Below are 21182 nucleotides of genomic sequence, written 5' to 3'. Positions count from 1 at the left end.
TCACACCGACAGATGACCGGGGATGCGCAGATGCCTGCGCCCGACCTCGACAAAGAGCGGATCGCGTTTGGCTGCCCATACCGCGAGGAAGTGTCCGATGGCCCAGATGGCGATACCAACCAGCCAGAGACGGAGGCCGAGGCCGACGGCCCCGGCCAGCGTGCCGTTCACAATAGCGATGGAGCGTGGCGCGCCTCCGAGCAGGATATGCTCGGTCAGCGCCCGATGGACCGGGATCGAAAACCCCGGCACCGCATCGAGCTGTTCGAGGCCGCCCGCCATCAGATGAGCGCCCCGCCGCCAAACGAGAAGAACGACAGGAAGAACGAACTGGCCGCGAACGCGATAGACAGACCGAACACGATCTGAATCAGCTTGCGGAAGCCACCACCCGTATCACCGAAGGCCAGCGCAAGGCCGGTGGAGATAATGACGATCACTGCGATGATCTTGGCGACCGGCCCTTCGATCGACTGGAGGATACTCTGAAGCGGCGCCTCCCACGGCATGGAGGAACCGGAGGCGTGTGCTGCAGGCGCCAGCATCAGGCTGACGGAAACGGTGGCGGCGGCGGTTGCCATGACGTGGCAGCCGCGCGAAATCGTGCGGATCATGAAGGATCTCCTTTTGAGGTGGTTGCGGGGGTAATGGCGTAGTCGCCGTCCGGCCCCAGCCCGTCGACGCGGGCCAGTTCGACCAGCCGACGCGACGATCCACGCCCGGCAAGGACAGCAACAAGGTCGATCGTCTCGGCGATCAGGGCGCGTGGAACCGTGATCACGGCTTCCTGGATGAGCTGTTCGAGGCGGCGCAGCGCACCGATGCCGGAACCGGCGTGGATAGTGCCGATGCCGCCCGGATGTCCCGTCCCCCAAGCTTTGAGCAGATCGAGAGCTTCGGACCCGCGGACCTCCCCGACCGGGATGCGATCAGGGCGTAGGCGCAGCGAAGAGCGCACCAGATCGGAAAGCGTGGCAACGCCATCCTTCGTGCGCATTGCCACGAGATTGGGCGCGGCGCATTGCAGTTCGCGCGTGTCTTCGATGATGACCACGCGATCCGAGGTCTTCGCCACCTGGGCCAGCAAAGCGTTGGTCAGTGTGGTTTTGCCGGTGGAGGTGCCGCCTGCGACAAGGATGTTGGCGCGTGTGGCGACGTTCAGGCGCAGCACCTCCGCCTGAAGGCTGGTCATGATCCCGGCGTTCACATAGTCGTCGAGCGTGAACACCGCGACGGCGGGCTTGCGGATGGCGAAGGCGGGTGACGCGACAACGGGCGGCAAAAGGCCCTCGAACCGCTCGCCGGTTTCGGGAAGCTCTGCTGAAACGCGGGGAGCGCGGGCATGAACCTCTGCCCCGACATGATGGGCGACGAGACGCACGATCCGTTCGCCATCGGCGGCGGACAGCCTCTCCCCCGTATCGACCAGCCCTTCGGACAGCCGATCCACCCAGATACGGCCGTCCGGGTTCAGCATCACCTCGACCACACCGGGGTCTTCCAGAAGTCGACCGATGGATGCCCCAAGCGCGGTGCGCAGCATCCGCGCGCCACGGGCAATCGTTTCCGGTTTTTGATGTGATGCAGTCATGGCGGCCCCGTTCATGACGGGGCGCGCAAAAGACGGACCCCGGATCGGGGTCGATTAAAAGAACCTGATTTTGGGCTATTTCAACAGATGTTTACGCGCGTGCGGCCATCGGCGAGGCCTGGCGGTGAATAGGACGAGTTCAAATCCTGAGGCTAATCCCCATCGCCTTCGGACACACCCTCCGGCGGGGTGTCGTGTAGCGCAGCCATGTCGTGCGATATTTCTTTGAGGAACCTGTCACCGGTGGCGAGGCGCTTACCAAGCGCCTGCATGAATCCCTCGAAACGCTCGTTTCCCTTGATTCGCGCAGATTGTTTTGCGCTGTCGGGCAGCGGCGGCGTGAGGGTCAGCCAGAATTGTACGAATAGCGAAAGGGTTTCGCCCAGCACGGCGATATCCTCGTCCAGTATGTCGAACTGACGGCCAAGCTTGTCCAGGCGGCGCGACATGGCGGCTTCCAGTCGCTCAGTCGTATCGCCTGACATGAAGGATGCGACCGCGGCCTCGATCACTGCGGATTTCGAGACATTTCGGCGCAATGCCAGCGCTTCCACCTGTTTCAGCAGAGCGGGATCGAAGTAGACATTCATGCGGGTGCGCGTCGTCATGCCTGTCTCCGCTCTCAAAGCTCGATGCCGTCATTTGGGTCAAGTGACGCCTGCCGCGCCACCATGCGCATACGCTGGCGCATGGCTCGGGCTTTGGCGGCATCGACGTCCGGCTCATCATCGAGGAAATCGAACTCCTGCGATGGTGGCGGAGGTGGCGGGATGATTTCCTCATGCTCAGGCAGTTCCGGTTCACGCCGAATACCAGCATTGGCCGGATCGTCATCGGATGTATCTGAGGCGGAGACATTGCCGGTCGCAGCCGCAACAATGCGGCTCGTCCAGTCGTCCTGTGCCGATGTGGCGATTTTCACCGGCTGTTTGTGCAGATCGGGCGGTGACATCACCCGCTCCTGAAACCGCGCATCAGCATAGTAGCGTGCCTTGGCTGCGCGGATCGGCAGCACCCCCGCCACCATGACGATCTCGTCGGTGGGCGGAAGCTGCATGATCTCCCCGGGTGTCAGCAGCGGCCGCGCCGTTTCCTGCCGCGACACCATGAGATGCCCCAGCCATGGCGCGAGGCGATGGCCGGCATAGTTAGTGGAATCGCGCATTTCGGTTGCCGTGCCGAGCGCATCGCTGATCCGCTTGGCAGTACGCTCATCATTGGCCGCGAAGGCAACGCGTACATGGCAGTTGTCGAGAATGGCATTGTTCTGACCATAGGCGCGCTCGATCTGATTGAGCGATTGGGCGATCAGGAACGCTTTCAGCCCGTAGCCGGCCATAAAGGCCAGCGCCGATTCAAAGAAGTCGAGCCTGCCCAATGCCGGAAACTCATCGAGCATCAATAGCAGCCGATGCCGCTTGCCGGAGGTTTCCAGTTCCTCGGTCAGCCGGCGCCCGACCTGATTGAGGATGAGGCGGATCAGCGGCTTGGTGCGGTTGATGTCAGAGGGTGGCACTACGAGATAGAGGCTGACCGGTTCTTTCGCACCGACCAGATCGGCGATGCGCCAATCGCACCGCGCCGTCACGCGGGCCACAACTGGATCTCGGTAAAGGCCGAGAAAAGACATGGCGGTCGAAAGCACGCCGGAGCGCTCGTTCTCGGATTTGTTCAGCAATTCCCGCGCAGAAGAAGCAATGACGGGATGCACCCCGGCTTCGCCCAGATGCGGCGTGTCCATCATCGCACGTAATGTCGCTTCGACCGGACGGCGCGGATCGGACAGAAAATTTGCGACACCAGCCAGTGTCTTTTCCTTCTCGGCATAGAGAACATGCAGGATCGCGCCGACCAGCAGGCTGTGCGAGGTCTTTTCCCAATGATTGCGCTTGTCGAGAGAACCTTCGGGATCAACTAGGATGTCCGCGATGTTCTGGACGTCACGGACTTCCCATTCACCCTGCCGCACTTCCAGAAGCGGATTATAGGCTGCGGAATGCACATTGGTCGGATCGAACAGCAGGACGCGGCCATGACGGGAGCGGAAGTCTGCGGTCAGGTTCCAATTCTCCCCTTTGATGTCATGGACAATGCAGCTCCCCGGCCAGGTCAGCAGCGTCGGTACGACGAGGCCCACGCCCTTGCCGGATCGGGTTGGTGCAAAGCACAGTACATGTTCTGGGCCGTCATGACGCAGATAGTCCTTGCTGTGCCGTCCCAACACGACGCCATCAGGACCAAGCAATCCGGCCGCATGGATTTCCTTATCCTCGGCCCATCGCGCCGAACCGTAGGTGGCGACATTGCGGGCTTCCCGTGCCCGGATGATCGACATGAAGAGGGCGGCGGCTATTGCAAGAACCGCCCCGGACGTGGCGATGAACGCACCTTCGGTAAAGATGCCGGGCGCATAGGCGTCATAAGAAAACCACCACCAGAAGAAGGCAGGTGGATAATAAAATGGCCATCCGGAAATATCGAACCAGGGGGCGCCGAGCTGGGGCTGGAAGCCGAGCCGGAAAGCCACCCATTGCGTTGCAGTCCAGACCATCACCACGACGATGGTGAGCACCACAATGATCTGGCCCCAGAGTATTCGCCCTCCACGCATACAGACCCCAATCGGCAAAAGAGACGGAGGCGATCAGAGAATGTGCTATTTTGAGCGTTGCAACAGCAAAGGTGTGGCCGTAGGGCTGCCGAATACTATCGGCGGCGAATCGGATGGGCTGCAGCGGCACCATCAGGGTGCGTTAACGTGTATCAGAAGAAAGGTGTTGGCAGTCCACTTTCTTCGTAACGCTGAGGAGTTTTAAAAGCGCAGGATCGCAGTTTTGGGGCGACCAGACAGCAGAAAAGGCGATCGTTTCCGGTTCGTCGCTGATCGGCAGAAAGCAAACGTTCGCAGTATTGGCCTGGACCACTTCCTCCACGAAAAGAGAAATACCGTGTCCGGCCGCAATCATCGACAGCAACGTGCTGCGTCCAACATCGCAACGGTGAATTGTCGGCGTCAACCAGTTTCCAGTCGCCCGCGTGACGATCAGGTCATGAATCTGTGGGCCGCTTCCGCCATGCCGAACGAGAAATGTTTCCCCGGCGAGTTGACGCCACTCGATGTTTGTCTGCAGGGCCAAGGGATGCCCAAATGGTAACGCGACCACCAGACGATCGCGCCATATGACGCGCGAATTGAGGTCAGAAATTTCATGATTCTGAGCCATGAAAGCGATATCAATTTTGCTTTCACGAAGCATGATCTCAGCGTCACGTGCCGTTGCTTCTGTGATTTGCAATTGAACATCTGGGTACGTGTCGTGGAATTGATTTAGTAATTGGTCGAGGAACCAGCCTGCTGTAAGAGCATAAACGCCAATCCGCAGTTCGCCCTTACCCCCGCGCGCGTTGATTCCTGCGGTGTTGATCGCAGCATCAAGAGTGCTGATAGCTTCCTGAACCTGATCGACGAACTCGCGTCCAGCATCGGTGAGTCGAACGCCGCGCGTGTTGCGCTGGAAGAGGATGACGCCTAGGTCCTCCTCCAGCTGCTTGATCCGGGCGCTGACACTTGATTGACTGGTGCCCAGCGCCGCAGCGGCCCGTTGGAAACTCAAATACTCGGCAACCGCAAGCGTTTGGACGAGCGATTTCAGTGAAACCCGCCCGTCTATAAGTGCGTAAACCCGTGACGCTCTTGCAGCCCGACCTTTACTACGACGCAAAACTACCTCTTCGATAAGATTCGCAGCAACCAGCAGGCGCTTTTTACACGAGGATCTACCCACTGAACGAGATCGATGACAGCTTTCGGCCTCAATATGAGCGATCTCGAACGATCAACGATCTCGGAAACGATGGGCGTTCTTCATGAGGCGTGCGAATGCGCCTTCACGATCGGTCGTCATCTCATACGACTGATGCATCAGGTGAAAGCCCATGTCCTGTACCACTGCTTGCTTCCAGGGCCTGGACAGGATTGCGTGCGTTAGATGACGGGTCATCTTAGACCGTTCCATCATCATTCCGGCGATCTCCCGAGCCCGGGGCAGCAACTCTTCACGTGGCAAGCACTCATTTGCCAACCCAAGTTCCACAGCGGTGCGCCCGTCAATGCACTGGCCAGTGTAGGCGTAGTAGGCCGCTCGCTTAACGCCTATAGTCCGCTGAAGGATCAGCGCCATTCCATCACCCGGAGGCGTGCCGCCAAGGAAATGTGGATCAAAGAAGTCAGCGTCTTCTGCACAAAGCGTAATGTCGCAAAGCGTCGCGAGTTCGCAATGGGTGCCAGGACCGTTGATTATACCGATCGTAGGTATATCGATGTTGAATACCATGTTTTCGATCAGACGCCTTGAGTCGTGAAATAGTGCCAGTTGCTCTTCGCGATCCCATTCGCGAAATGGCGTCGTCCACACCTCGGGATTACCGATTTGCCAGCGATCCCCGGTCCCCGTTACGATAAGAACTTCGTTGTTGCGATCTCGACCGATATCGATCCAGGCTTCGCGCCAAGCATGATGAGCTTCCCAGCTATGAACCGCGGGTCCTCCCTCGTGATGAAACCGGCACTCAATGACGCCATTCTCCCTGGTTAGAGCGATAAACTTCTCGTACGACGATTTGTATTGTTCAAATGAACTGCAATGACTGGAGTCTAGGAAGCTTTTGTGTTCCGACATATCTAGTGTCCTCTCTTTGATTAGATGAAGAATTCAAGGTAAACAAATTTGGGAATATGCCGCTGTTCGGACCTCACAAATCCAACGTGTCCTGACATGTTTTGGAGAACTTCTGGATGGAATCCCGTAGGCAGCTTTTGATTGTGAGCGGATTTAGCCCGCCACAGATATTCTTCATCTCCGCCTGGCACATCTGGGCCGTATCCCAAAAAATCTGGCATGCTGGAGAAAGTTTCTCTCGATTTTGACGGGCACATTGGTTGATGCTGTCAGGCGATAGCCGCCATGGTCGAACGCAAAGCGAGCGTATCTCCGCGCCGCACGCCTCTTTGACGGCAGGTGACGGCGAGTTTGCCAGCGCTACTTGCGAGCACATGCCCACCAAACCGCTCACTACGAATCGAATGAGAAGGCGATGCATTGAGGTGTATCCGCAGTCTAATCGCCACTTTAAAGTGTTATGCGTCAACATGTGCTCGATCTCTGTTGTTTCGTGACGGCGGCATGGCGTATTCATTAAACTCCTTCAGCACCGCCATTACTTTGATGCACTTAGTTGGGCTTGGTTGTCCGTCCATTTTGGTGGCGCTCCAAACCGACTGGCGATCAAGCCAACCAGACCTGGAGAACGCCCAAAGGTCTCGCACGCGGCGTGCTTGGGTGTGCCGCCGAACCAGGATTGGACGCGATGTGCTGAAGGCAGCGAGAGACCGGAGCCATTTCGATCCTGACCGTCGACTATGAGTTTCGAGAACTCGTTCCCAAAGGTGGCTGCTAACGTGTAAGCATCCCCGACCTGGGATACTCGCGGCGTGTTTGAAATCGAGTTGGCTCCGCGTGCCCAGACTGTCGCTGCAAGCTGATTGCCTGAGTGGTCAATCGCTTCTGCTTCAACGGCAATGCCGCCGAGCCCGATTGGCAGGCGTGGAGCTGCTATCGGAAGTGCAAATCCGGTCCCGAGTGTTAGTGCCGCTGAAGCTCCCGCTGCGACCTTGTCCGTTGGCACGAGACCTGTGACGACAGCACGAACGGTCATGTCGGCGACCTGCCCGTAGGGCACCATCTCAAACCTATCGCTGAGTGATATACAGAGAGCGCGATCGAGGATGTTCGCAACCATTCGGCGATCATCTAGGGATCCTACCTGCGAGGCGGCATCATGGGTGAAGCTCGCAGGAATGATCGTAGCTGTCCTCAATCGTGACAGAGCTACGCTGTCAACATATGTGCGCCGCTTCGATAGGGTGCCTTTCTCAGGACTGAGACGACTGTACGAGCTTAGCGTGCCGCCCTCTTTCAGAGGCACGGACGTACATGCTGCAAGCAACGGCATAGCCAAGAGAAAAAAAAGCCGAGTACGGCACGGCGATACCAATGCTCTACCAAGACGCGTCGCGTGATCCTTGGTGAAACGCTGCCTGTCCGATCCGGACCTTATCGCAATTGTTTGCGCGGTTTCGCGTCTCGCAGTATAAAGTCCCATCAACGTTCGGCACCCCGGCCCGCGGGCTCAATCGGGCTAAAAGGCAGCCTCTCTGTTGCAAGTCTAGTCGCACCCTCCGATTGCAGCGAGACGGCGGTTGGAAACCGGTATTCGTGGATATCGGCAGGCGTTTCCTTGCCCTGCATCCTTGAGATCAGCGCATTAAGCGGCGGCGACAGTAGCCAGTTACGAGTGATAATACCCAATCGGGTGCGAGGCGTAGATAGCCCCGTAAACAACTGCTTTTGCTTTTGCGCCACCAACGGGCGCTGGGCAGCTTCGTAGCCTGTCAAGGCTGCGGAAGAAATACCATGAGTGGCCAGTTCTCCTGCGAGCCGGTAAGCGCCGGTTAATCCAAGAAGCGCACCTGCACCTGACGCAGGTGAAGCGCAATATGCGGCATCGCCGACGAGCACCACCCGCCCCGACGACCATGATGGCATCTGCACTTGAGCGAGCGCATCAAAGTAGAAATTGGGAGCGCTGTCGGTCTTCTCAAGCAATGCAGGTACATGCCAGCCGAGACCCGTAAATGCTTGGCGAAGCAAATCGCGCTGTTTATCGACATCGCGGTAATCGTAGCTGAGCGGAGTGTCGCTGCGGAACATAAAGTTGATCTGTCCAAGTCCAGGCTCGGCACGGAAGATTGCGGCGGATTTTCCAGGCTCGTTGTAAAACGTCACCCAGCCGTGTTCACCCATCGGAAGATCGACGTTCAGAAAAGCAAAGTAGTGCTGCTTGAATTTTAAAAACTCTTCTTCTGCTCCGAACACGGAGCGACGAACGCTAGAATGCAGCCCATCCGCGCCGATAACGAGATCAAATCGTCTAGGACGCCCTTTTGCGAAGGTGACATCCACCCCGCCTTCATCTTGCTCGATGGTTTTGATCGTTTCGCCAAATATGTAATTCACGTCATTCTTGGTCGCATCGAAGAGCAGTTCCGCAAGATCGCCCCGCTTGATCTCCAGATCCTCGGAACCCACCATCCGTTCCATCGCCTCAAGTGGCATTCTCGCGCGTTCTCGATCGCGGTGATCGACGAAGCGCATGCCCTCGATTCTCAGCACCTTGGCGCGAACGGCAGATGTGAGGCCCATTCTCTCGACAACGGCGAGCGCTTCGGACCTTATATCCACGCCGTTTCCGCCGCGGCGCAACTCTGGCGCCTGCTCCACGATGGTCACATCGAAGCCGGCGCGGACAAGCCAGAAGGCGGCTGTCGGTCCAGCGATACTGGCGCCGACGATCAGAACTTTGGGCCGGTTGCCGGCAAAACTATCAGCTTTTGACATATCTCATGCTCCTGCATATAAGATACACGTCGCATCCTATCTCGCAAGAGTCAAGATGCGGCTCGCATCTTATTTTGAGGTTGTAATGGATACGAAGGCGCAAAGACGACGTGGCCCTGAGTTGGACGAAGCCATTCTTCAGGCTGTCTGGGATGAGCTATCGGCGAAAGGCTATGGTGGATTGACGTTGGATTCGGTTGCGAGCCGAGCCGGCACTAGCAGACCAGTGATCCATCGTCGGTGGAAAAGCTTAAATGACTTGGTAATGGCGGCCTTAGCTCGCTACGTAGCCCTCAACCCAATTTCGATTACGGATCAGGGCAGCGTCCGCAGCGAGATGGTACTGCTACTGAAGCGGCTTTCAGACCGAGCTCAACCTCATTTGATGCGGATTCTCGTTGATATGCGTGAGGACCTGTTGAAGGACAACCTGAGTTTTGTCGATGTTCCCAGCAGGATCGGTGAACATGGACTGGTTGCCGAGATCCTGGAGCGTGGAGCAAATCGTGGTGAAATTGACCTCGCACGCATTACCCCACGAATTGCCTCGTTACCAATCGAGCTAGCGCGTCATGACATGCTAATGACTCTCAAACCTCTCTCTGACAAAAGCATTGAAGAAATCATAGACGAGGTGTTCTTGCCCCTAGTTCTCCGAAGCTGGAAATAATGCTAACTTCTGGAACGTTCGGCTGGGGCGAGTCGTACCTGTGAAACGCCGTATCGGCATATCGCGTGAACGTCGTTTATCGCTCCCATGAAGTTCGACAATATACAGGGAACGGCCGAGTGATATGGCCATCATGGCCGCTCTATCGTTCCTGCCTCAGCATCTGAGGCTAATATCTCAACCGTTGCCGTCATACCCGCCGCTAGTTCCACACCGGACGGCGCCCGATCAATCTTGATGCGTACCGGGATGCGCTGGGCAAGCCGCACCCAGGAAAAGGTTGCAGCCACATTGGGCAGGCCGAGATGGCCGGGCGCATCGTTGCTGTTCTCGATTCCCCGACCGAGGCTTTCGACATGACCAGTGACCGGCTGGTCAAAACCCATCAGCATGATGTGAGCCTGGTCGCCAACGCGGATCTGGCGGATCTTCGTCTCCTCGAAATAACCGGTGATCCAGAAGCTGGCGGCGTCGAGGACGGCGACCTTCGTCACACCCGCCGTCGCATAGTCGCCTGGCCGAAGCCTCAAATTGGTAACATAACCGTCGACCGGCGCACGGACCGTCGAGCGGGCAAGGTTAAGCTTGGCCAGATCGAGCGCCGCCACCGCTGACTGATAGGCGGCGCCGGCGACCGCAGCAGCACCGCTCGATTGCTGAGCCGCCTCCTGAGAAACGACGTCCTTGAGTTGGCTGTGCCGCCGCGCCGTTGCCTGACGAACGATCACATCCTGGCGCTTGGCTTCAACCTCAGCCTCAGCCAGCGCCACTGCCAATCTGAGCCGCTCGGGGTCGATCTCGTAAAGGATGTCACCCCGACGGACATATTGGTTATCAACCACGGAAACCGCGTTGACCGTGCCGGAGACTTCCGGCGCGATCTGCACGACATCGACGCCAACCCGCCCGTCGCGGGTCCAGGGCGTCCGCTCGTAATGGTTCCATGCCTTCAGCGCGATAAAGGCGGAGACGGCGACGAGGCAAAGGGTCAGGGCATAGCGGCCCAGCAAGGATAGAACAGACGTCAAGGCAGGTTTCCGATCGATGGCAGGTACTGCACGAGCAGACCGTAGATGATGACAAAGATGGCGAGCTCCACGAGCGGCCAATAAGCGAACCGCCGATGCAGGCCAGCTGCGGAAAACAGGCGGAGCGTTGCCATGGTGATGACCAGCGCGATGAACGCGATAACCACAAGGCCGGGGATCAGGACGCCTCCGATATTGAGATCAACGATCATCGGTCGTGATCCTCCTATCTGCCTGAGAGCCAAGCGCGAACCGCATGTCGATGAGCAGATCGACAATCTGCAGGCGGTTCTTGAACACGCCGCCGGCCGTCTTCTCGATCAGGGTCTCTATCCGCTTATCGAGGTCTCGGAGGTCGGCAGGCGTTGGCGGCCTCCGGCCACTGAAGCGTGCCGCGATGACGAATAGAAGCTCGTTCAGTTCAACGCCGGCCTCGCCCTTGATCTGCGGAATTGTCTTGCGAAGCTGTCCGGCGACATGCCCGATGCGAAGATGGTTCAGCGTATCGTCGAGCACATCTGGATAGGCTTTGCCGGTCAGCCGCAACCTTGGCAGCAGCAAGGCTGTCCGATCAATCATCAGGCTTGCCCAGCGCGCTTCGTTAGGCGCAGAGCCAAGCGCGCGTCGGCCAACGTCCCGACGGCTTAAGCGAAGCAAGCGGTTGATCGCCCCGTCGACCGGCACGGTCTGGAACAAGGACATGCTCACGGCGCCGAAGCCGACCGCAGCAAACAGCGCGATCGTACTGTTGAGTGAGGTGGCGAAGTCGCCTGTGTAATAGGGACCGAGAGCCGAAAGGATTGGAATAGTCAGCGTGATGCCGAGCGCCATGAAGGTTGTCGGCAGGCGTGCCTGCAAAGAGCCGGCGAACAGGAACGCCGGCGCAAGCACCGCGACAAGAACTCGGAAGTCCGTGACCTGGGGCAGGATGACGAAACTGTAGATGAGGCTGATTAAGACCCCGTAGATTGAGCCGACGATATATTTGACAACAAACGGCACAGGCGCATCGAAATTGCCGAACAGGGTGCAGCAGACGCCAAGAATGGATACGGCCATTCCGCCCTCCGGCCAGGCCGTCCAGATCCAGAACGCGCAGCCAATGAGAATGCCGATGATCGCGCCGAGCGCAGTGCGCCCCGCCATCCATGGATCGCGGTGATAGACATAGCCCTTCGCTCGCTTCGGTCCATGAAGCGACGTGGCATCGCGCAACCGCCCGGTCGCTGCGACGTTCCGCTCCAGCCTGTCGCAGTCCTGTAGCAGACCGACCATTTCGGCGAGATGACCTGCCAGGTTAGCTGCAAGCCTGTCGTCGGGCATCGTAGCATCGGCGCCATAACGCTTCTGGACTGATCGTGCGTGCGCGATGAGTTGGGCTGTGGCAGCCTCCCGCTCTTCCGTTTCGGCGTTTGCGGCCCAGGCACCGACGTCACCGACCAAGGCGATCAGCTCACCGGGCGCATCGCTGTCGCCTAATCGAAGTGCCTCAATCCGGTCTTCGATCTCGCCTGCGAGCCACAGCAAGCGGGCAAGCCGATCATGGATAAGTTGCAGTATCTGACGTGGAGGTGTCGGCGCCGGATCATAGGGTAGATGCGTGGCAAGTCCCTGAATTGCTAACAGGTCCGCTGCGAGTTGGTGGCGGTCTCGGCGGTTTTCTCCGGGCGTTCCACTCAGTGCATCGCCTGTCAGCCGACGAGCGTCCCGCAGCGTGGCCGATAGCTTGCCGGTGAACTGGCCGGTCATGCGTTTCGGCACGATGTAGCGATGGATCAGGACTGCGCACAGAATCCCGATTGAGATTTCTTGAACGCGCACCGACGCTGTCTCGAAAATCGCGCCTGGATCAAGCACACTCGGGAACCCGATCAGGCTTGCGGTATAGCCGGCAAGAACAAAGGCATAAGCGCGCGGTGTGCGATCAAGCAGCGAGAAAAACAGGCACAGTCCGATCCAGGCCGCAAGCACGACGCTGCACACCATCGGATCGTTCACGAAGTTCGGAACGATCGCGACCGTTGCTATGGCGCCGACCAGCGTCCCGGCGAAGCGATAGACACCACGGCTAAAGGACGCCCCGGCAGACGTCTGTGAGACGATGTAGACAGTTACGATGGCCCAGAACGGCTTGGGAAGCCCGATCCGCAGCGAAATGTAGTAGGCCAGCATCGCTGCAGCGAAACTCTTCGCCGAAAACAGAATCGCATCCGCATCCGCCTTCAAGGTGGGCGTGCGCAGGAAGCTCATCCCAGCTTTAACCATGGCTGCAAGGGTCGTGTTTAAGGGGGGTATGAGCTTAGCGGTGTTCATGCCGCTAGTTGTGATCGATTTGCAAAAGCAAATAAATTCGATATTGTGACATAAAATACCTAAAAATGGCCATTCTCATGTCGCTATCGCGATCTGCTGTTTCCGTTTTCGATCCCGACCTGACGCTACTTCCTGCGGTCGCCCACAAGCTCGACTTCGCGGATCATGAGGCGGAAGTGCCTCTGCACGTGCATCGCAAGGGGCAGCTGATCCTCGCTCTGCACGGAGCTGTTACCTGCACTGCGGGCAACGAAATCTGGATCGTGCCGCCCAATTGCGGTGTGTGGATTCCGGGCGGCGTGCCCCATAGTGCACGCGCAACCGCCAATGCCCGGCTCAACTATCTGTTCGTCGAACCGGGGTCTGCCAAACTGCCTGAAAACAGCTGCACGCTGGCAGTTTCCCCAATGATCCGCGAAATGGTCGATCGGCTTGCTCGCGAGCGTGCGGACTATCACGCCGACAGCCATGCCGCCCGCATCGCGCGGGTGATCCTCGACGAACTCGTGCAGATGCCGCATGAGCGGTTCAATCTGCCAATTTCCAGCCATCCGAAAATCCGAGCGATGGCAGACGCTCTAACAACCGAGCCTTCCGATCGCAGCACGCTGAGCGATTGGGGGAACCGGGTCGCGATGAGCGACAGATCATTAGCTAGGCTGCTGATACGGGAGACAGGACTGACGTTTGGACGTTGGAGACAGCAACTCCATCTGGTTGTCGCACTTCGTGAGCTCGCAAGTGGTGAGAGTGTTCAGAATGTTGCGGCGACACTGGGATACGATTCCGTGAATTCGTTTATCACGATGTTCAAGAAGGCTCTCGGCAGCACGCCGGCGCAGTATTTTGCGATCCGAAATCCACCGACTGCTAAATCTGCTTAAGTCATGCGCCTGGCACCGGCTGGTGCGGCACAAGAAAAAGTGGCGCAAACGTTTTGCAAGCGATTGAACAGAAGCTCCTACAATCCCAAGCCCCGGTGCCGCCCAAGCTGCCACGACACTGATCCGCCCTGCACAATTCCGGCAACCTCTCGGCCAAGTTGGCGGTCGATGACAGGTCGCCATGGGACAAGGGTGAACTCATGGCTCTCTTCGACAATGGCGAACTTGCCGCTCGATAGGTGTGCGGTCCCGGTGAACTTGCCGCTGACATTTTCGCCATCGGCAGCCGCCCGGAATGGCAATCCTTTGCTCCCGGCCATTTCTGCACCGACGCGGGCCACTTCCCGTTCCCGCAGATTGGCGAGCAGATTACGCCTATAGAGGATGCGTCCATTCTGCTGCCGCGTGGCATCGCCCTGTGCGACATGATGCTCGCGGCGCTGATCCATCGCCTCGCGCACCTGCTGACCGAACCCTGCCGAGGTAATGTCCGAAGCGCCCGGCGTAACCAGTCGCCGATCCAGCCAGGTCGCACCATCGGCGCCGATCTGCTTTTCCAGATCGAAGGTCGAGACAACGCGGATGCTGGCTTGCCGGTTGCGACCGGCATCATAGGCGGTGGCGCGGCTCTCGAAGTCATCGGGAATGCGCCACTGGTCAGCGTCGATCCGTTCAGCAATGCCAGCGCGGCGCAGCGCCTCCAGTCGCCGGACATGGGCATCGACATAGCCCTCGTAATCACCACCCGGCACACGTCCCTCGAACTTCGCCTGTTTGAGATGGCGGCTGGGCTGGTAGATGCCGCTCTCCGAGATCGCAGCGATGGTGCGATCAGAGGGACGTTGTGCTGTGTCAGCGGGGCCGACTTCCACGATACTGCCGATCCGGGCATCTTCGACGTGGGCCGGATCAATGCCAGGAAGATGGTGTGTTCGCCCGTCAATGCCGTCCACCACAAGCGTCAGGTTCTCGCCCATCTCGTCGGTGAGATATTTGTCCACGACGCGGCCGGTGATGGGTGCTGCGGGTGCTGCATCGTGAAGCTGGAAGGTCATTGGATCACGTTCCTGCCCATCGGCCTTCAGCGCCTTGTGCATGTTGCGGATGATGTCGCCGTGTTCACCGAGTTCACGCAGCGCCGGTTCCATCTTCGCGCCAAGCTCCCAGACGCCGGGTGCATGTTCCGAGGCCAGCCCCATCTTTTCCAGCTTGGCGAGACGGCGCAGGCGAAGTGTGCGGTTGAACTGGCGGTGTGCATCTGACTGTTCATGGCGCAGATCGAGGAACCGTTCGTCGGCCTCCTCGGTCATGGCGCGGTCGATGCGCGTGAAGCGATCCTGATCGATTTCGACAGACAGCTTGCGGCTCTGCTCGATCTCGGTCACGGGGCCGAGTTCCAGCGTGGTCAGTTCGCTTGCCCGCTCACGAATACCATTGGCGAGATAGTCGCCATTGATGACCAGGTTCTCGCCCAGATCGTCCTTCCCCCGAATGATGATATGGACATGAGGATGGCCGGTATTGTGGTGATTGACGGCCACCCAATCGAGTTTCGTGCCAAGGTCGGCCTCGATGCGGCTCATCAGATCGCGGGTGTGTTCGGTGAGATCGGAAAGATCGGCGGCATCTTCGGGGGAAACGATGAAGCGGAACTGGTGGCGATCATCCTTGCCGCGATCAAGAAAGGCATCTCCATCAGCGCGATCGTCGGTCGCCGAATAGAGCTGGCCACGTTCGCCATCACGCGAGGTGCCGTCGCGCTGGATGTAGCGCAGATGGGCAGCCCCTTTGCCGTTCTTCCCCGCGCCCTGGACGTACCGGGTTTTGACGACGACGCGGCGCACGCCAGTCGCACTGTGACGCCACCCGCCCGACAGGGTTCGGGCGCGGACAAAGGCCGCGCCACGGCCCCGCTTGACGCCCGGACCTTTGCCAGCCCGCGACGCATTCCCGCTATTTCCGGCCGAACCAGATGCAGGCGACGAGGACGTCCGGGATGCGAATGATGATGATCTGCCGGTGCTGTTGCTGTGCTGTCGCGCCAGCTTCTTCACCTGCGTCAGAAAGCTCTTCGCCTTGCTCGCCTTCGGCACGTCGGATTTGATCCGACCTGGCCTGGGACGAAAGCGGTTCTCGTCGTCGGCGCTCATGGGCGCATCCCATGCCGTTTAGGCACGCAAACGGCAGATATTCGGCTATAGTGCCGGTCAAAACCCAGCAAAGCCAAGGCTTTGCGCCATATCGCGGCACGCGAGACCCAAAAGCAGGGTGCCGTGCGCCGCGCCCCAAAACAGTGTGCAGACAAGGGCTTGCCCAGAAACAGGCCCGACAGGGTGCCGGTTTCCTTTATCTTGCCCTCCGCCTTCCCTGCCCTTTTTGCCCTTCCTGCCGGTAATACAGCTAGGCGCCCCCAAGCCTCGCTGCACACCGGAAGCGGACCGAAGGAGCGTGGGGACGCCATGCTCATGACCCATCTCCATCGCTTGCACGGGCCACGAATATGCCGCCGTCCTGCGGCTCCTGATCGACGGAAACGCGCAGAGGAACGGTTGCACGGACATCGCTCGACGGCTGATTGGCCGCCGCCAAATTGCCGCCGGATTGCGCAACGAAGAGTGGAGCTTCGCGCCAATCCGGCGGTGGCGGCGGCACGATCGTCGGCACATCAGGCGCAGTCGCAAGCCCAAGAACAGGTGCGAGCGTGGCGACATAGGCGCGTGTTTCTGCGGGCAAAGTGCGGCCAGTCGCCAGATGCTCGTCATAGCGGCCGGGACCGGCATTGTAGGCGGCAAGCATGGCCGCGACATTGCCATAGCGGTCCCACATCTCGCGCAGATACGCTGTACCTGCGAGGATGCTGTCGCGCGGATGGTAAGGATCGCGCCCGAGGCCATGGCGGCTGCGCAGGCCCGCCCAGGTATCGGGCATAACCTGCATCAGTCCCATTGCACCCGCCGATGAGATGGCGCGCACATCGCCCGCGCTTTCCACACGCAGCACGGCCCGAATCCAGTGCTCTGGAATGCCGAAACGCTGTGACGCCTCGGCAATGAAAGCAGCATGGGGATGCGCAGTGACAGGCGCGGGTTGCGGCGTGACCTGCGCAATCGCTGGCGTCAATCCGCTGCCGGCCGACAGCATGGCCGTGAAGAGAAGAAGGGCGCGGGATCGCATGATCTTAGTCCCGATCTTCGCGGGGCCGCGGGCGGCTCCAGTGCAGCGACCATGACGAGCCTGCATCGTCGTCGCGAAACAGATTGGCGCGGATCGGCTGCGGCAAAGCGGGATCGTCGAGCAGTACCGAGAGATATTCGCCAGCCTTTTCGCCGGTACGTTTCCATGCAGCGCCGACCTCGGGGCCGTCATCAGCTCCGTGATGGACACGGTAGTCCGGCGCGTTTTCGGCGTCCGAATGCTCGGCTGGCATGATGGTAAGCTCACGGTAAAGCGTGAGCGTGTGAACGCGCCCGGAAAAGCCCGTTTCATCGCGCGTGAACGATCCGATCTGTGGCATGAAAAATCTCCTGTCGTTGAGGTTTCGGCGTGGGTTCAATGCGTGGCCGCCCGCCATTCGTAGCGGCCATCACCTTCCCCATCGGTCCAGAGCGGAAGCGCCCGGCCGATGACGGAACTGACGGGAACAGGTCCGAAGTAACGGCCGTCGAGGCTGTCCCGGACTTCCCAATTCATGAGGAAGAGTTCACCGTCACCGATGATACGGCAGCCCTGCCAGACCGGCAGATCGCGGCCCATGCGGTCGCGCTCCAGCGCATCCCCCATCTCGACATGATCGACTGTAATGGTCGCACCGTTGCGGCAGACGCGCTGGCCCGGCAGGCCGAGGACGCGCTTCAGCAGCGGCACGCCGCGTCCGATATAGCCGCGCTCGACCATGAACCGTTCCAGCGGTTCGGACGGCATGATGGCGACCAGTTCGGGCACTTCGAGCGCATCAGCGGGAGCAACTGTGTAGAAGCCGATGGGCGCGCTGGCAGTCGCATTCCAGATCAGCCGGGTTGGCAGATCGGCAACCGCCGTGACGACAAGCGTGCCGACGGCCAGCATCGACACGGCAAGGATGTGACGGCGGCTCATAGTGCGATCCTCCGGCGGCTGACCCATGCGGCATGGCGCTCCGGGGTGTAGGGATTGGGTTCCTGACCGGCGCTCAAACGGTTGTGGACGTGCCGCCAATGATCCGGCGCAACATCCGCCGGATCGACGCCAAGCGCGTCCACGGCATCAATCAGGGCCAACACCCGCTGGACTTGTCGCCAGCCGTCGATGCGCAGCAGGATCTCGCCGCCAGGACGAACGAAGGGCACGGTCTGGTACGGTTCGCCACGCCCGGTAGCGCGCAGGATGTCGAGCCGCGAAACGATGGTGCCATAATCGTTGGAGGCCCAGCGGACGAAGGCGAAGATGCTTTCGGGCGCAAAACCGATCAGACTGCGGCGGCGGTCGATGATCTGCTCAAAGCTCTTGCGGCCGAAGCGTATCCAGCGCTCGACCTTCTTCTTCTGGAAGGTCAGTTCGACCATTGTGGTGAACGGTGCTGGCCCGTTCGGCTGCGGATGTTCATGCGCAGCGCGCACGGTTTTGCCGGTCATAGCTGATCTCCTTCGGTGGGTGGAAACTCGCGGACCAGCAGCTCGCGCAGCATCACGGCGACGGTGACGCCGCGCCGGAAAGCGGCAACCTTGATGCGCCCGCGCAGTTCGGGCGTGATGTCGATGGTCAGACGGGCGGTGAACGCCTCCGTCGCCGTCTTGCCGGTTGCCGGCGCTTCGGCGCCACTGACCCAGCTATCGGGATTGCCTGGACGCGACGCGAAGCCGGATTTGACGTGCGGACGTGTCATGGCACGATCCTCCCGATAACGAGGCCACCGATCTCAGCCACCAGCGCTGTGACTTCCCGTGCGGCGCGTTCTCCGCCATCGGTCTCGGAGACCAGCCGTCCGGTCTGTGCGGCTTCGGCGAAGACGACACGCTGGCCGACCGTTGTGGCCAGCAATGGCGGATCATGGTCTGCCAGTGCCTCGACCGTTTCGCGGGCGATGACGGTGCGCGCACCGCATCGGTTCAGCAGAAAGCGGGCAGCAAGCTCCGGGCGAAAGATGCGGGCTTCGTTCAGAAGCGCCAGCATCTCGTCTGAGGCCCAACCGTCAAAGGGGGATGGCTGCACAGGGATCAGCACCAGATCGGCTGCAAGCAGCGCTGAGCGCATGAGGCCCGCGACACGGGGCGGACCATCAATGACGACATGATCGGCGTCACGTGCCAGTTCCGGCGCTTCCCTGTGCAGCGTATCGCGGGCCAGACCGATGACACTGAACAGCCTTGGCAGCCCTTCATGGCCGCGCCGCTCCGACCAGTCGAGCGCGGAGCCTTGCGGGTCGGCATCGATCAGGATGACCCGCTGTCCTTGCGCAGCCCAGGCTCCGGCGAGATGCAGCGCCAGCGTGGTCTTGCCCACGCCGCCCTTCTGATTGAGGAACGCGACGATCATGGCGTACCCCGCCCAGGTCGGCGGGAAGTGGCACTGGCACCGCGCCTCCCATGCGCGCGCGTCAAAGAAGAAAACTTAGAATCTATGTTAGATTCTAAGTTAGCAGTCGCATTCTGCTTTTCGTTCCAGAGACTTAACTGGGGTTCGTGCGCCTGATGTGCCGATAGTCCTGCGCCTGATGTACCGATACCCCGTGCGCCTGATGTACCGACGGCATCCACAATGTTATCCACAGGCACTGTGGATAGATTTTCAGGGCGGATTCGCAGCAGTTCGCGGCGATCTTCGCGCAGGATCTTGAGCTGGTAGCCGGGCAGCGGCTGGCGGGCCGCGATGCGGCGCAGGTCCAGTGCAAAGTCCGATGGCCGGGCCATGCTGCCGGATTTCTGGTAAAGGTGCGCAACCTCGAACAGCCAGCCATGCGGCTGATGTCCGGCGTGTTTACGGGCGACACGGTAGAGCCAGCGCTCGATACCGCCGGTCAGCCGAAAATAGTCCGGGTCGATGGTGAGGACCAGCGACCGGTCGAGAACGCTGTTGTAAAACCATTCAGGCAGGACAAACTCCATGCCCTCGACGCGACCGTCGCGGGTGGTCATCTCTTCCCATTCGTTGATCCAGGAGAACTGGCGGCGGCGCCAATGCTTGCCGTTGCGGATCGTCGTGGCGACGACCGTGGATTGCAGGCGGGCAAGCGCTGCCTTCAGCAGCAGATATTGCCTGTTTCCGGTGTCGCGTCCGATGGCGCGCAGCAGATGATAGGGCGTAAAACGGAAGAAACGGGATGTCTTGATGCCGTTGTTTTCGGCGGCAACGATCTGGCTCGCAGCCCAGATCAGCACATCAGCATCCCAGATCGTCGCCATGCCGTGTTCAGGCATTCCGAATACCTGCACCTCGACATCGGCGCTCTTGTAGAGGATCGGTTTCGTGCGCGTCGTCTTCGCCAGCGAGAAGAATGGCCGCTCCATCAGATCGCGCTGGTCGCGCGGACTGGCATCGCCGGTTGCAACCACGAATGGATCGAGGTGGCTGCGCTCGCTGCCCCCTTCTCGCCGCAGGGCGTCATGGTGATCGACGCGCCGCATTCAGAGCTTGCTCCGCTCTTCAGGCGTCAGGGGACGCGCCGGGAAAACCGTGCCAGCGTCCTTGTCACTGGTGGACTTTCGCGCGCCGATGTCGGCCCAGGACTGGAGATCATCGACGGTATAGAGGACGCGCCCACCGATTTTGCGATAGGTCGGGCCGGTCCCGTAGGTCCGGTGTTTTTCCAGTGTGCGAAGAGAAATACCAAGGAAACGCGCCGCTTCCTGAGTGCGCAGCATGCGCGGTGGCATTTCCGTGTTGCGGCGCTCGATCATGAGATCACCTCCGGTTCGTCAGGTTGATGCGGCTGCCGGAGACGGCGGCGCGCTATGGCGAACCATGGGAAGTGATCGGCGACGTGTAGCGTGCCGCATTTGCGCCTATACGCAGACGGCACCCCTGAAGGGGGCTGTGTCAGTGCGAAAAGACGTGAGATTTCAGCGACTCAAGGAGACCGATGCGGATTCGCCCAAGACATCCGCCCGCAGTTCGGCTATGAATACAGATGGGGCAGACGCACTGCTCCGGGGGCGTAGTAACCCCTGACTAGCGGTTGGTGTCGGCCGTGACGGCACCATACTCCTTGACCCTATGGTCGGGGAGCCTGTGGCGTATGCAACAGGCTTTCCAGCTAAAGGCCAT

At 59.8% G+C, this 21182-nt stretch carries 23 protein-coding genes; 2 read left to right on the top strand and 21 right to left on the bottom strand.

Annotated features, from left to right (window positions below; translation table 11 throughout):
* From FHY56_RS02425 to FHY56_RS02385, 9 genes are all read right to left on the bottom strand, one after another.
* Positions 1-282 (bottom strand): VirB3 family type IV secretion system protein, encoded by a 282-nt coding sequence (locus tag FHY56_RS02425; RefSeq protein ID WP_140903596.1) that lies wholly within the window; start codon positions 280-282, stop codon positions 1-3.
* Positions 282-614 carry a TrbC/VirB2 family type IV secretion system protein gene (locus tag FHY56_RS02420; RefSeq protein ID WP_112524402.1) on the bottom strand — a complete coding sequence of 111 codons (333 nt, stop codon included), beginning with the start codon at positions 612-614 and terminating at the stop codon, positions 282-284. The genes FHY56_RS02425 and FHY56_RS02420 overlap by 1 nt, the downstream gene beginning before the upstream one ends.
* Positions 611-1591, bottom strand: a complete 981-nt coding sequence (gene trbB / locus FHY56_RS02415; RefSeq protein WP_140903595.1) for a P-type conjugative transfer ATPase TrbB — start codon at positions 1589-1591, stop codon at positions 611-613. The genes FHY56_RS02420 and trbB overlap by 4 nt, the downstream gene beginning before the upstream one ends.
* A 152-nt stretch (positions 1592-1743) precedes the next feature.
* Complete coding sequence (locus FHY56_RS02410) at positions 1744-2199, bottom strand: ribbon-helix-helix domain-containing protein (protein WP_140903594.1); 456 nt, start codon at positions 2197-2199, stop codon at positions 1744-1746.
* A gap of 14 nt (positions 2200-2213) precedes the next feature.
* On the bottom strand, positions 2214-4202 hold the full coding sequence (locus FHY56_RS02405; RefSeq protein ID WP_140903593.1) for a conjugal transfer protein TraG: 1989 nt from the start codon (positions 4200-4202) through the stop codon (positions 2214-2216).
* A 142-nt stretch (positions 4203-4344) separates the two neighbouring features.
* Positions 4345-5313, bottom strand: coding sequence for a LysR family transcriptional regulator (locus tag FHY56_RS02400; protein ID WP_235889410.1), 969 nt, complete (start codon positions 5311-5313; stop codon positions 4345-4347).
* 114 nt (positions 5314-5427) lie between these two features.
* Positions 5428-6270, bottom strand: coding sequence for an enoyl-CoA hydratase/isomerase family protein (locus FHY56_RS02395; protein ID WP_140903592.1), 843 nt, complete (start codon positions 6268-6270; stop codon positions 5428-5430).
* Positions 6271-6808: 538 nt separating this feature from the next.
* Positions 6809-7603 carry a DUF3313 domain-containing protein gene (locus tag FHY56_RS02390; protein ID WP_112524478.1) on the bottom strand — a complete coding sequence of 265 codons (795 nt, stop codon included), beginning with the start codon at positions 7601-7603 and terminating at the stop codon, positions 6809-6811.
* Positions 7604-7752: 149 nt separating this feature from the next.
* Positions 7753-9048, bottom strand: coding sequence for an FAD-dependent monooxygenase (locus tag FHY56_RS02385; protein WP_140903591.1), 1296 nt, complete (start codon positions 9046-9048; stop codon positions 7753-7755).
* A gap of 85 nt (positions 9049-9133) precedes the next feature.
* Here FHY56_RS02385 and FHY56_RS02380 point away from each other — a divergent pair, with 85 nt between their 5' ends.
* On the top strand, positions 9134-9718 hold the full coding sequence (locus tag FHY56_RS02380) for a TetR/AcrR family transcriptional regulator (protein ID WP_112524476.1): 585 nt from the start codon (positions 9134-9136) through the stop codon (positions 9716-9718).
* A gap of 131 nt (positions 9719-9849) precedes the next feature.
* Here FHY56_RS02380 and FHY56_RS02375 read toward each other — a convergent pair whose 3' ends face one another.
* The 3 genes from FHY56_RS02375 to FHY56_RS02365 are packed head-to-tail and all read right to left on the bottom strand — an operon-like array spanning position 9850 to position 13011.
* On the bottom strand, positions 9850-10746 hold the full coding sequence (locus FHY56_RS02375) for an efflux RND transporter periplasmic adaptor subunit (RefSeq protein WP_112524385.1): 897 nt from the start codon (positions 10744-10746) through the stop codon (positions 9850-9852).
* Complete coding sequence (locus FHY56_RS02370; RefSeq protein WP_112520453.1) at positions 10743-10958, bottom strand: DUF1656 domain-containing protein; 216 nt, start codon at positions 10956-10958, stop codon at positions 10743-10745. The genes FHY56_RS02375 and FHY56_RS02370 overlap by 4 nt, the downstream gene beginning before the upstream one ends.
* Complete coding sequence (locus FHY56_RS02365) at positions 10948-13011, bottom strand: FUSC family protein (RefSeq protein WP_210105638.1); 2064 nt, start codon at positions 13009-13011, stop codon at positions 10948-10950. The genes FHY56_RS02370 and FHY56_RS02365 overlap by 11 nt, the downstream gene beginning before the upstream one ends.
* A 113-nt stretch (positions 13012-13124) precedes the next feature.
* On the opposite strand from FHY56_RS02365, the gene FHY56_RS02360 reads away from it, so the two are divergent.
* Positions 13125-13943, top strand: a complete 819-nt coding sequence (locus tag FHY56_RS02360) for an AraC family transcriptional regulator (protein ID WP_376890137.1) — start codon at positions 13125-13127, stop codon at positions 13941-13943.
* Between the two features lie 77 nt (positions 13944-14020).
* Here the strand turns inward: FHY56_RS02360 and FHY56_RS18110 are convergent, their stop codons facing one another.
* The 9 genes from FHY56_RS18110 to FHY56_RS02315 form a co-directional block, all read right to left on the bottom strand.
* Complete coding sequence (locus FHY56_RS18110; RefSeq protein ID WP_268898894.1) at positions 14021-15253, bottom strand: DUF3363 domain-containing protein; 1233 nt, start codon at positions 15251-15253, stop codon at positions 14021-14023.
* Positions 15254-16406: 1153 nt separating this feature from the next.
* Entirely contained in the window at positions 16407-17117 is a 711-nt protein-coding gene (locus FHY56_RS02350) for a lytic transglycosylase domain-containing protein (RefSeq protein ID WP_140903588.1), read from the bottom strand.
* 4 nt (positions 17118-17121) lie between these two features.
* Positions 17122-17457, bottom strand: coding sequence for a DUF736 domain-containing protein (locus tag FHY56_RS02345; RefSeq protein WP_140903983.1), 336 nt, complete (start codon positions 17455-17457; stop codon positions 17122-17124).
* 35 nt (positions 17458-17492) lie between these two features.
* Positions 17493-18038, bottom strand: a complete 546-nt coding sequence (locus tag FHY56_RS02340) for a S26 family signal peptidase (RefSeq protein ID WP_168927576.1) — start codon at positions 18036-18038, stop codon at positions 17493-17495.
* The gene (locus FHY56_RS02335; protein WP_140903586.1) at positions 18035-18553 is read right to left on the bottom strand and encodes a DUF2840 domain-containing protein; all 519 of its coding nucleotides are present in this window, start codon (positions 18551-18553) and stop codon (positions 18035-18037) included. The genes FHY56_RS02340 and FHY56_RS02335 overlap by 4 nt, the downstream gene beginning before the upstream one ends.
* The gene (locus FHY56_RS02330) at positions 18550-18804 is read right to left on the bottom strand and encodes a hypothetical protein (RefSeq protein ID WP_140903585.1); all 255 of its coding nucleotides are present in this window, start codon (positions 18802-18804) and stop codon (positions 18550-18552) included. Before FHY56_RS02330 ends, FHY56_RS02335 begins: the two co-directional genes overlap by 4 nt.
* Positions 18801-19454 (bottom strand): ParA family partition ATPase, encoded by a 654-nt coding sequence (gene parA, locus FHY56_RS02325; RefSeq protein WP_140903584.1) that lies wholly within the window; start codon positions 19452-19454, stop codon positions 18801-18803. The genes FHY56_RS02330 and parA overlap by 4 nt, the downstream gene beginning before the upstream one ends.
* The gene (locus FHY56_RS02320; RefSeq protein ID WP_140903583.1) at positions 19451-20542 is read right to left on the bottom strand and encodes a replication initiator protein A; all 1092 of its coding nucleotides are present in this window, start codon (positions 20540-20542) and stop codon (positions 19451-19453) included. Before FHY56_RS02320 ends, parA begins: the two co-directional genes overlap by 4 nt.
* Positions 20543-20815, bottom strand: a complete 273-nt coding sequence (locus tag FHY56_RS02315; protein WP_168927575.1) for a helix-turn-helix transcriptional regulator — start codon at positions 20813-20815, stop codon at positions 20543-20545. It abuts the gene before it with no gap.
* Between the last annotated feature and the right edge of the window lie 367 nt (positions 20816-21182).

The organism is Brucella gallinifaecis (genome assembly GCF_006476605.1).
GTDB classification, from domain to species: domain Bacteria; phylum Pseudomonadota; class Alphaproteobacteria; order Rhizobiales; family Rhizobiaceae; genus Brucella; species Brucella gallinifaecis.
The sequence above is the reverse complement of the archived record's forward strand: the minus strand, read 5'-3'. Positions and strand labels throughout refer to the sequence as shown.

What these genes read in the sequence shown, in the direction of transcription:
- FHY56_RS02410 (WP_140903594.1), bottom strand. Translation starts at nt 2,199, where the DNA reads ATGACGACGCGCACCCGCATGAATGTCTACTTCGATCCCGCTCTGCTG.
- FHY56_RS18110 (WP_268898894.1), bottom strand. Translation starts at nt 15,253, where the DNA reads ATGACCGAGGAGGCCGACGAACGGTTCCTCGATCTGCGCCATGAACAG.
- FHY56_RS02390 (WP_112524478.1), bottom strand. Translation starts at nt 7,603, where the DNA reads ATGCCGTTGCTTGCAGCATGTACGTCCGTGCCTCTGAAAGAGGGCGGC.
- FHY56_RS02350 (WP_140903588.1), bottom strand. Translation starts at nt 17,117, where the DNA reads ATGCGATCCCGCGCCCTTCTTCTCTTCACGGCCATGCTGTCGGCCGGC.
- FHY56_RS02395 (WP_140903592.1), bottom strand. Translation starts at nt 6,270, where the DNA reads ATGTCGGAACACAAAAGCTTCCTAGACTCCAGTCATTGCAGTTCATTT.
- FHY56_RS02315 (WP_168927575.1), bottom strand. Translation starts at nt 20,815, where the DNA reads ATGATCGAGCGCCGCAACACGGAAATGCCACCGCGCATGCTGCGCACT.
- trbB (WP_140903595.1), bottom strand. Translation starts at nt 1,591, where the DNA reads ATGACTGCATCACATCAAAAACCGGAAACGATTGCCCGTGGCGCGCGG.
- FHY56_RS02365 (WP_210105638.1), bottom strand. Translation starts at nt 13,011, where the DNA reads ATGGTTAAAGCTGGGATGAGCTTCCTGCGCACGCCCACCTTGAAGGCG.
- FHY56_RS02370 (WP_112520453.1), bottom strand. Translation starts at nt 10,958, where the DNA reads ATGATCGTTGATCTCAATATCGGAGGCGTCCTGATCCCCGGCCTTGTG.
- FHY56_RS02360 (WP_376890137.1), top strand. Translation starts at nt 13,125, where the DNA reads ATGGCCATTCTCATGTCGCTATCGCGATCTGCTGTTTCCGTTTTCGAT.
- FHY56_RS02380 (WP_112524476.1), top strand. Translation starts at nt 9,134, where the DNA reads ATGGATACGAAGGCGCAAAGACGACGTGGCCCTGAGTTGGACGAAGCC.
- FHY56_RS02335 (WP_140903586.1), bottom strand. Translation starts at nt 18,553, where the DNA reads ATGACCGGCAAAACCGTGCGCGCTGCGCATGAACATCCGCAGCCGAAC.
- FHY56_RS02340 (WP_168927576.1), bottom strand. Translation starts at nt 18,038, where the DNA reads ATGAGCCGCCGTCACATCCTTGCCGTGTCGATGCTGGCCGTCGGCACG.
- FHY56_RS02385 (WP_140903591.1), bottom strand. Translation starts at nt 9,048, where the DNA reads ATGTCAAAAGCTGATAGTTTTGCCGGCAACCGGCCCAAAGTTCTGATC.
- FHY56_RS02320 (WP_140903583.1), bottom strand. Translation starts at nt 20,542, where the DNA reads ATGCGGCGCGTCGATCACCATGACGCCCTGCGGCGAGAAGGGGGCAGC.
- FHY56_RS02405 (WP_140903593.1), bottom strand. Translation starts at nt 4,202, where the DNA reads ATGCGTGGAGGGCGAATACTCTGGGGCCAGATCATTGTGGTGCTCACC.
- FHY56_RS02345 (WP_140903983.1), bottom strand. Translation starts at nt 17,457, where the DNA reads ATGCCACAGATCGGATCGTTCACGCGCGATGAAACGGGCTTTTCCGGG.
- parA (WP_140903584.1), bottom strand. Translation starts at nt 19,454, where the DNA reads ATGATCGTCGCGTTCCTCAATCAGAAGGGCGGCGTGGGCAAGACCACG.
- FHY56_RS02420 (WP_112524402.1), bottom strand. Translation starts at nt 614, where the DNA reads ATGATCCGCACGATTTCGCGCGGCTGCCACGTCATGGCAACCGCCGCC.
- FHY56_RS02330 (WP_140903585.1), bottom strand. Translation starts at nt 18,804, where the DNA reads ATGACACGTCCGCACGTCAAATCCGGCTTCGCGTCGCGTCCAGGCAAT.
- FHY56_RS02425 (WP_140903596.1), bottom strand. Translation starts at nt 282, where the DNA reads ATGGCGGGCGGCCTCGAACAGCTCGATGCGGTGCCGGGGTTTTCGATC.